1 protein-coding gene is annotated in these 424 nt (G+C 64.6%); it reads left to right on the top strand.

The genetic code is table 11. The annotated features are described in order from the left end of the window. Positions 1–424: hypothetical protein (locus GVL03_RS20820; protein ID WP_200847383.1), on the top strand; the 424-nt coding region annotated here is incomplete at both ends.

Below are 424 nucleotides of genomic sequence, written 5' to 3'. Positions count from 1 at the left end.
TCCATGCCCCGCACCAAGCTGTTGATCGCGCTGGCCGCCGTGGCGGTCTTGAGCGGCTGCGCCAGTGCGAACCTGGAGCAAAGCCTCTCCGATACCAACACGACCACCAAGAGTTTCACGGACGGGCAACTGAGCCTGGCGCGGGACGCCAAGGAGCGTGATGCCCTGCGCAGCCGTGCCTCCGATCTGCTGAGCAGGCCGCTCAGTCAAAAGGATGCGGTACAGCTCGCCCTGGTCAACAGTCCGGCCCTGCAAGCTGTCGTGGCACAGAACTGGGCGGATTCGGCCGCAGCCGCACAATCGGCGCGTATCGCCAACCCGATCTTGACCCTGGAGAGGGTCCGACTGGGCGATGAAACAGAGATCGGCCGCCTGCTGTCCTTTGGGCTGCTGGATCTGCTCACATTGCCGTCGCGCATCGGAG

Origin of the sequence: Microbacterium sp. 18062 (assembly GCF_902706225.1) — a bacterium.
GTDB lineage: Bacteria > Actinomycetota > Actinomycetes > Actinomycetales > Microbacteriaceae > Microbacterium.
This window is presented reverse-complemented; position numbering and strand designations above follow the sequence as displayed.